At 66.6% G+C, this 7,556-nt stretch carries 7 protein-coding genes; 6 read left to right on the plus strand and 1 reads right to left on the minus strand.

What is annotated here, in order from left to right; translation table 11 throughout:
• Positions 1–88: 88 nt before the first annotated feature.
• From hrcA to dapB, 6 genes are all read left to right on the plus strand, one after another.
• On the plus strand, positions 89–1,150 hold the full coding sequence (gene hrcA / locus B0E52_RS15895) for a heat-inducible transcriptional repressor HrcA (RefSeq protein ID WP_077485414.1): 1,062 nt from the start codon (positions 89–91) through the stop codon (positions 1,148–1,150).
• 80 nt (positions 1,151–1,230) lie between these two features.
• Positions 1,231–1,764 (plus strand): nucleotide exchange factor GrpE, encoded by a 534-nt coding sequence (gene grpE, locus B0E52_RS15900; RefSeq protein WP_077485415.1) that lies wholly within the window; start codon positions 1,231–1,233, stop codon positions 1,762–1,764.
• Positions 1,765–1,878: 114 nt separating this feature from the next.
• Positions 1,879–3,798 carry a molecular chaperone DnaK gene (dnaK, locus tag B0E52_RS15905; protein WP_077485417.1) on the plus strand — a complete coding sequence of 640 codons (1,920 nt, stop codon included), beginning with the start codon at positions 1,879–1,881 and terminating at the stop codon, positions 3,796–3,798.
• 125 nt (positions 3,799–3,923) lie between these two features.
• Positions 3,924–4,502, plus strand: coding sequence for a TMEM175 family protein (locus tag B0E52_RS15910; RefSeq protein WP_077485418.1), 579 nt, complete (start codon positions 3,924–3,926; stop codon positions 4,500–4,502).
• Complete coding sequence (dnaJ, locus tag B0E52_RS15915; protein WP_077485420.1) at positions 4,499–5,620, plus strand: molecular chaperone DnaJ; 1,122 nt, start codon at positions 4,499–4,501, stop codon at positions 5,618–5,620. Before B0E52_RS15910 ends, dnaJ begins: the two co-directional genes overlap by 4 nt.
• A 59-nt stretch (positions 5,621–5,679) precedes the next feature.
• Positions 5,680–6,471 carry a 4-hydroxy-tetrahydrodipicolinate reductase gene (gene dapB / locus B0E52_RS15920; protein WP_077485421.1) on the plus strand — a complete coding sequence of 264 codons (792 nt, stop codon included), beginning with the start codon at positions 5,680–5,682 and terminating at the stop codon, positions 6,469–6,471.
• Between the two features lie 63 nt (positions 6,472–6,534).
• Here dapB and B0E52_RS15925 read toward each other — a convergent pair whose 3' ends face one another.
• On the minus strand, positions 6,535–7,314 hold the full coding sequence (locus B0E52_RS15925) for a hypothetical protein (protein WP_077485423.1): 780 nt from the start codon (positions 7,312–7,314) through the stop codon (positions 6,535–6,537).
• Positions 7,315–7,556 lie beyond the last annotated feature (242 nt).

Raw genomic sequence — 7,556 nt, forward strand, 5'->3', positions numbered from 1 at the left:
CGGCAGGCCTGCCGCTACAATGAGGCGTCGGCTTGCATCGAGGGCCGATCGACCTTATCTCTCAAGCGTCTCATCCACTGCTACAGCCATGTCCCTTCGCCATGACCATGAACTCGATGCACGCACGCGGCGCCTGCTGCGCAGCCTGATCGCGCAGTATCTGGTCGATGGCGAACCGGTGGGTTCGCGCACGCTGTCACGCTCCTCGGGGTTGGACGTGAGCCCGGCCACGATCCGCAACATCATGGCCGACCTGGAAGAGGCCGGGCTCGTCGCCTCGCCGCATACCTCGGCGGGACGCATCCCCACGCCGCGCGGCCTGCGCCTGTTCGTGGACAGCCTGATCGAACTGCAGCCGCTGCCGCACGAGGAGCTGGCTCGCCTGCAGCGCGAGCTGCCGCCGGGACAGGCCAGCACGCGCGATCTCTTGGGCAATGCCTCGACCCTGCTGTCGGCGATGACGCACTTCGCGGGCGTGGTGACGGTGCCGCGGCAGGCGGACTTCCCTTTGCGCCACATCGACTTCGTGCCGCTGCCCAATGCGCAGGTGCTGGTGATCCTGGTGTTCTCCGACAACCAGGTGCAGAACCGCGTGGTGCAGCTGGCCAAGCCGCTGGACGGCCGCGAGCTGGAGCAGGCGGCGAATTACATCAACACGCATTTCGTGGGGCTGCGCGTGGACGACATCCGTGCGCACCTGCTCGCCGAGCTGCGCGCGGCGGGCAGCGAGCTGAACCGGCTGGTGGCCAGCGCCACCGAACTGGCCACCGCCTCGTTCGCGCCGCAGGCCGGCGGCGAGGATGTGCTGGTCAGCGGCCAGACCAACCTGATGGGTTATGCCGAGCTGGCCGACTTGCAGCGCCTGCGCGAGCTGTTCGAGGCGTTCCAGCAGAAGAACGAACTGCTGCAGCTGATGGAAGTGTGCGCACGCGCCCCCGGCGTACGGCTGTTCATCGGCGAGGAATCGGGCTTCGCGGCGCTGGACGGCTGCAGCGTGGTCACTGCCAGCTACGGCGTGCAGGGGCGCGTGCTGGGCGCAGTGGGTGTGATCGGTCCCACGCGCATGGCCTACGAACGGGTGATCCCGGTGGTGCAGGCCACCGCCGGTCTGCTCAGTGATGCCTTGAATCGCGCCGCGACGGCCTCATAACCGCCGCGGGGGGCGGGGAGGCCCGCAATATTGAATCGGTCGGCCATGGCGCCGGCCATGGACGAGGCTTGGAGTCATTCATGCAGAACAACGATCCGCACGCGCCACCGCAGGCACCTGACGTCGACGCCGCCGATGCGGCGGCCAACGCCGATCTGGAGGCGCTCAAGGCCCGCATGGTCGAGCTGGAGGCCAGCAACACCGAACTGCGCGAGACCGTGCTGCGCGAGAAAGCCGAGATCGAGAACCAGCGCCGCCGCCTGCACCGCGACCTGGAGCAGGCCCGCCGCTTCGCCAACGAGAAGCTGCTGAACGAGTTGCTGCCGGTGTTCGACGGTCTGGAAAGCGGCCTGGCGGTGGAAACCGCCGACGTGGCGGCGATGCGCGAAGGCCTGGGCCTCACGCTGAAGTCGCTGCTCAAGGTGGGCGAAAACCACGGCCTGGCGCAGGTCGATCCGGTGGGCCAGCCGCTGGACCCGGAGCGGCATCATGCGGTGAGCATGGTGGACGCGCCCGGTGCGGCGGCCGGCACGGTGGTCAGCGTGTTGCAGAAGGGCTATGTGCTGAATGGCCGCCTCTTGCGCCCCGCGCTGGTCGCGGTGGCGCGCGACTGAACCGCGTCGTTCGGGAATTCGGCGCGCCACCGGCATTGATACGCCGGGTGCGAGCCCCATCTGACAAGTCATTGTGCGGCCGTGGCGCCGCTTGAAGATTCGGGAGCTAGAGACATGGGCAAGATCATCGGCATCGACCTGGGTACCACCAACTCCTGCGTGTCCGTGATGGACGGCAGCACCGCCAAGGTCATCGAAAACTCGGAAGGCGACCGCACCACGCCTTCCATCGTGGCCTTCAGCAAGGATGGCGAGGTGCTGGTCGGTGCGCCCGCCAAGCGCCAGGGCGTGACCAACCCCAAGAACACCTTCTATGCGGTGAAGCGCCTGATCGGCCGCAAGTTCACCGATGCCGAGGTGCAGAAGGACCTCCACATCGTGCCCTACGGCATCGTCGCGAACGACAATGGCGACGCCTGGGTGGCGACCGCCGACGGCAAGAAGATGGCGCCGCCGGAGATCTCGGCGAAGGTGCTGATGAAGATGAAGAAGACCGCCGAAGACTATCTCGGCGAGCCGGTCACCGAAGCCGTGATCACGGTGCCCGCGTACTTCAACGACAGCCAGCGCCAGGCGACCAAGGACGCGGGCAAGATTGCCGGCCTCGACGTCAAGCGCATCATCAACGAGCCGACCGCGGCCGCGCTGGCCTACGGCATGGACAAGAAGGGCGGCGACCGCAAGATCGCGGTGTACGACCTGGGCGGCGGCACGTTCGACGTGTCGATCATCGAGATCGCCGAGGTCGACGGCGAGAAGCAGTTCGAGGTGCTGGCCACCAACGGCGACACTTTCCTCGGCGGCGAAGACTTCGACATGCGTGTCATCGACTACCTGGTCGATGAGTTCCAGAAGGACCAGGGCATCGATCTGCGCAAGGATCCGCTCGCCCTGCAGCGCCTGAAGGACGCCGCCGAGCGCGCCAAGATCGAGCTGTCGTCCGCGCACCAGACCGAGGTGAACCTGCCGTACGTCACGGCCGACGCCAGCGGTCCGAAGCACCTCAACATCAAGCTCACCCGCGCAAAACTTGAGGCGCTGGTGGAAGACCTGGTCAAGCGCACCATCGAGCCTTGCCGCACCGCGCTCAACGACGCCGGCCTGCGCGTGTCCGACATCGACGAGGTGATCCTCGTGGGCGGCCAGACCCGCATGCCCAAGGTGCAGGAGTCGGTGAAGGACTTCTTCGGCAAGGAGCCGCGCAAGGACGTCAACCCGGACGAGGCCGTGGCCGTGGGCGCGGCGATCCAGGGCGGCGTGCTGGGCGGTTCGGTCAAGGACGTGCTGCTGCTCGACGTCACCCCGCTGTCGCTGGGCATCGAGACCATGGGCGGCGTGATGACCAAGCTGATCGAGAAGAACACCACGGTGCCGACCAAGGCCGCGCAGACCTTCTCCACCGCCGACGACAACCAGACCGCGGTGACCGTGCACGTGCTGCAGGGCGAGCGCGAGCGCGCCAGCGCGAACAAGTCGCTGGGCAAGTTCGACCTCAGCGGCATCGATGCCGCGCCGCGCGGCATGCCGCAGATCGAGGTCACCTTCGACATCGATGCGAACGGCATCCTGCACGTGTCGGCCAAGGACAAGAAGACCGGCAAGGAGCAGAAGATCGAGATCAAGGCCGGCTCGGGCCTGTCCGAGGAAGAGATCAACCGGATGGTCGCCGACGCCGAGGCGAACAAGGAAGAAGACAAGAAGTTCCACGAGCTGGTCGCCACCCGCAACAAGGCCGACCAACTGGTACACGCCACCCGTAGCGCGCTGAAGGAACACGGCGACAAGGTAGGTGCGCAGATCGGCGGCATCGAGGAAGCGCTGTCGGATCTGGAGAAGGTCAAGGACGGCGACGACAAGGGCGCCATCGAGGCGAAGATCACCAAGCTCGAGCAGGTGGCCCAGGCGCTGTACGCCGCGGCCCAGGGCCAGGGCGGTCCGGCCGATGCCGGCGCGCAGGCCGGCCCGCACGGCTCCGCACAGCCGGACGACGTGGTGGATGCCGAGTTCACCGAGGTCAAGGACGACAAGAAGTAATCGCGCCCTGGCTCAAAACGAGTGCCGCGAAAGCAACGCTCGTTATTGAAAAGTGCGGCCAAGGATGGCCGCCCGTTTGACTTTCGCGCTCATGGACGAGCGCACAAGCTTTTCTAGGGGAAGCGATGGACAAGGGGCGGTTGGAAGCCTTCAGCGATGGCGTGCTGGCCATCATCATCACCATCATGGTGCTGGAGCTGAAGGTGCCGCACGGAGCAGGCTGGGACGTGCTGGCTGCGCAATGGCCGGTGTTCCTCAGCTATGTCCTGAGCTTCGCCTACGTGGGCATCTACTGGAACAACCACCATCACTTCCTGCATGCGGCCGAGAAAGTGGACGGCAGCGTGCTGTGGGCCAACCTGCATCTGCTGTTCTGGTTGTCGCTGATGCCGGTGGCCACGGGATGGATGGGCGAGAACCAGTTCGCCGCCTTGCCGGTGGCTGTCTATGGCTTCGTGTTGCTGATGTGCGCCGTCGCCTGGCTGCCGCTGCAATACAGCCTGATCTGCGCGAACGGCGGCAAGACCTCGCTGCTCGCGCAGGCGGTCGGCGGCGACTGGAAAGGCAAGGTGGCCGTCGCCATGTATCTGGGTGGCATTCTGCTGGCGTTCGTGGCGCCGTGGGTGTCCTGTCTTTTCTACGCCACGGTGGCAGCGATCTGGTTCGTTCCTGATCGGCGCATCGAATCGCGGATCAAGCAATGAGCAAGCGTGATTACTACGAAGTCCTGGGTGTCGAACGCACGGTCACCGAGGTCGAACTCAAGAAGTCCTTCCGCCGCCTGGCGATGAAGTACCACCCGGACCGTTGTCCGGACGATCCCCACGCGCAGGAGAAGTTCAAGGAGGCCAAGGAGGCCTACGAGGTGCTCGCCGACGCGCAGAAGCGCGGCATGTACGACCAGTACGGCCACGCGGCCTTCGAGGGCGGCATGGGTGGCCGCGGTGGTGGCGGCTTCGGCGACATGGGGGACATCTTCGGCGACATCTTCGGCGACATCTTCGGCGGCGGCCGTGGCCGCCAGCCGCGCCGCGGCGCCGACCTGCGCTATCTCATGGAACTCGACCTCGAGGAAGCCGTGTTCGGCATCGAGAAGAAGATCGAGATCCCCACCCAGGTCAACTGCCACCACTGCAACGGCAGCGGCTCGGCCGACGGCAGGACCGTGCAGTGCAAGACCTGCCACGGCCACGGTCGCGTGCGCATGCAGAACGGCATCTTCTCGATCCAGCAGGCCTGCCCGCATTGCGGCGGCAGCGGCCAGACGATCGAGAAGCCCTGCAAGCCATGCCACGGCGAGGGGCGGCTGGAGGAAACCCGCATGCTGTCGGTGAAGATCCCCGCCGGCGTGGACAACGGCGACCGCATCCGCCTCACCGGTCAGGGCGAGGCCGGCCCTGCAGGCGCACCTGCAGGCGACCTCTACGTGGAAGTGCACGTGCGCGAGCACCGCATCTTCCAGCGCGAAGGCAACGACCTGCATTGCGAGGTGCCGATCCGTTTCTCGCAGGCGGCACTGGGCGCCGAGCTGCCGGTGCCCACGCTGGAGGGCGAGGTGCCGATCACGATTCCGCCGGAGACGCAGACCGGGCAGAGCTTCCGCCTGCGCGGGCGCGGCGTGAAGTCGGTGCGCAGCGGTCGCGCCGGCGACCTGATCTGCCACGTGGTGGTGGAAACCCCGGTGCGACTCACCAAGCAGCAGCGCGAATTGCTGGAGCAGCTCGAGGCCAGCTTCGGTGATGGCAAGGGCGACGAGCACACGCCGCGCGCGAAGCACTGGGTCGATGGCGTGAAGCAGTTCTGGTCGCGAGTGACGTCGTAAGCCGCGCCTGCCTCTGCTAGTTTGGACGTCTGTTTGCCGCCGAAGCCTGGATGCCTGCCATGACCTCCGCACCGCTACGCCTCGCCATCAATGGCGCCTCCGGCCGCATGGGGCAAGCCCTGCTGGCGCTGCTGCGCACGGATGCCCGTTTCGAGCTGGCGCATGCGGTGGTATCGCCTGGTTCGGCACACGACGGCGAGCCGGTCTGGCCGGGGCAGGCCCTGCGCTGCGCGAACGATTGGTCCAAGGCGCCCGCGCTCGACGTGGCGATCGACTTCAGCGGCCCGACCGGCTTGGCGGCGGCGCTGGACCATTGCCTCGCACACGGTCTCCCGCTGGTGACCGGCACCACCGGCCTTGATGCGGCCTTGCAGGCGCGGCTGGAAGCGGCCGGCACCCGCATCGCGTTGCTGCGCGCGGCGAACTTCAGCCTGGGCGTGGCGTTGCTGACGCGGCTGCTGCGCGAGGCCGCCACCGCGCTGCCGGACTGGGACCTGGAGATCGTCGAGGCCCATCACGGCCGCAAGCAGGACGCGCCCTCGGGTACTGCACTGGCGCTGGGGCAGGCCGCCGCCAGCGCGCGCGGCACCACGCTCCGCGATGCCGCGGTGTACGGCCGCGAAGGGCACACCGGCGAGCGCGCTCCAGGCGGCATCGGCTTCGCGGTGGTGCGCGGCGGCGACATCGTGGGCGAGCATCAGGCGCTCTTGATCGGGTCGGGCGAACGGTTGGAACTAGGTCATCGCGCCACCGACCGCACGATTTTCGCGCGCGGCGCGTTGGCGGCGGCGGTCTGGATCACGGGCAGGCCGTCGGGCATTTACGCGATGGACGACGTGCTTTCGGTGTAGTGCCGCGCGCATCGCGGATCCGGGCGGCCTGCGTCGAGCCGCCCGGACCGTCCCGCATGTTCCCTATTTGCCAGCGGTGTAGCTAAGGCTGGCATCGTAGCGGTCGTAGTGATCGGAAGACTTCTCGATGGCGTCGCCGAGGGATTTGCGTATCGCGTCCGCGTCGGACTGACCGTACGTGTTCGCCATCATCTTCCACGGGGCCGGGTTGGGTTCGGTGCCGACGTCGGCCCAATTCTTCTTCTGGATCACCAGGATGTAATCGGGCGCGCCGTCGCCGCCACCCCAGATCTGCATGATGCTCCAGTAATACGGCCACTTGGACTTGCTGGCGGCCGCGGCCACTTTCTTGAAGGTATCGCTGAAGGCCATGTTGTGCTCATGTCCCGGTTTCAGCGTGAAGTACGTGATGAACAGCATCGGCGGGTTGGGCCGGCTCTGCCAGTCGGCGGGCAGGTGGCTCAACTCCGGTTGCAGCACCATGAATGCGCTGGTCTCGCCCTTGAGGTGGGGGTTGCCCTGTGCGCGCCACGTCGCGTCGCACGGTTTGATTTCCGCCGAGAGGGTGTCCATGTCGGCCCAGGTGACGGGCCCCACGACGGAGGAATACTGGTAGTCGTTGCCGGTTTCATGCACCACGGTGGGCATGCTGAACTTGACGTGGTGCTCGCCCAGGCACTGGTTGAAGGCCTTGACCCCCGCCTCGTAGGCTTGCTGATCGGCGGGGGCCACGGTATCGGTATAGTCCCGCCACACGAGCGCCTTGTCCGGACTTGCCGCATGGCCGCTGGTGGCAGCGGCAAGCGCGAGCGTCGCAACTACGTACGCAATCGGCATCTTCATAAGTCCTCCGGGAACCTGCGATTGGATTTGCCACGGACCTCGTACGCACTCCCCTGAAAGTGTGACGAACATCACACTTTACGCTGCCGCTCCAGGCGGGCAAGTGCTGCCCTAACAGGCTGTTGAGAAGCACCGTCTCGCGCCACTCTCGATAGCCGCGATCTATGCATGACGGTCGTGATGGTGGGCGCATGGCGCGTTTTCCCGCCCTGCGGACGCACGTCTCCCACCGTTGCTCATGT

It is taken from the genome of Rhodanobacter sp. C06, assembly GCF_002001105.1.
Lineage (GTDB): Bacteria > Pseudomonadota > Gammaproteobacteria > Xanthomonadales > Rhodanobacteraceae > Rhodanobacter_A.

Bases quoted from the DNA above. Each gene is read 5' to 3' on its own strand.
- dnaK (WP_077485417.1), top strand. From the start codon at position 1,879: ATGGGCAAGATCATCGGCATCGACCTGGGTACCACCAACTCCTGCGTG.
- hrcA (WP_077485414.1), top strand. From the start codon at position 89: ATGTCCCTTCGCCATGACCATGAACTCGATGCACGCACGCGGCGCCTG.
- grpE (WP_077485415.1), top strand. From the start codon at position 1,231: ATGCAGAACAACGATCCGCACGCGCCACCGCAGGCACCTGACGTCGAC.
- dnaJ (WP_077485420.1), top strand. From the start codon at position 4,499: ATGAGCAAGCGTGATTACTACGAAGTCCTGGGTGTCGAACGCACGGTC.
- B0E52_RS15910 (WP_077485418.1), top strand. From the start codon at position 3,924: ATGGACAAGGGGCGGTTGGAAGCCTTCAGCGATGGCGTGCTGGCCATC.
- B0E52_RS15925 (WP_077485423.1), bottom strand. From the start codon at position 7,314: ATGAAGATGCCGATTGCGTACGTAGTTGCGACGCTCGCGCTTGCCGCT.
- dapB (WP_077485421.1), top strand. From the start codon at position 5,680: ATGACCTCCGCACCGCTACGCCTCGCCATCAATGGCGCCTCCGGCCGC.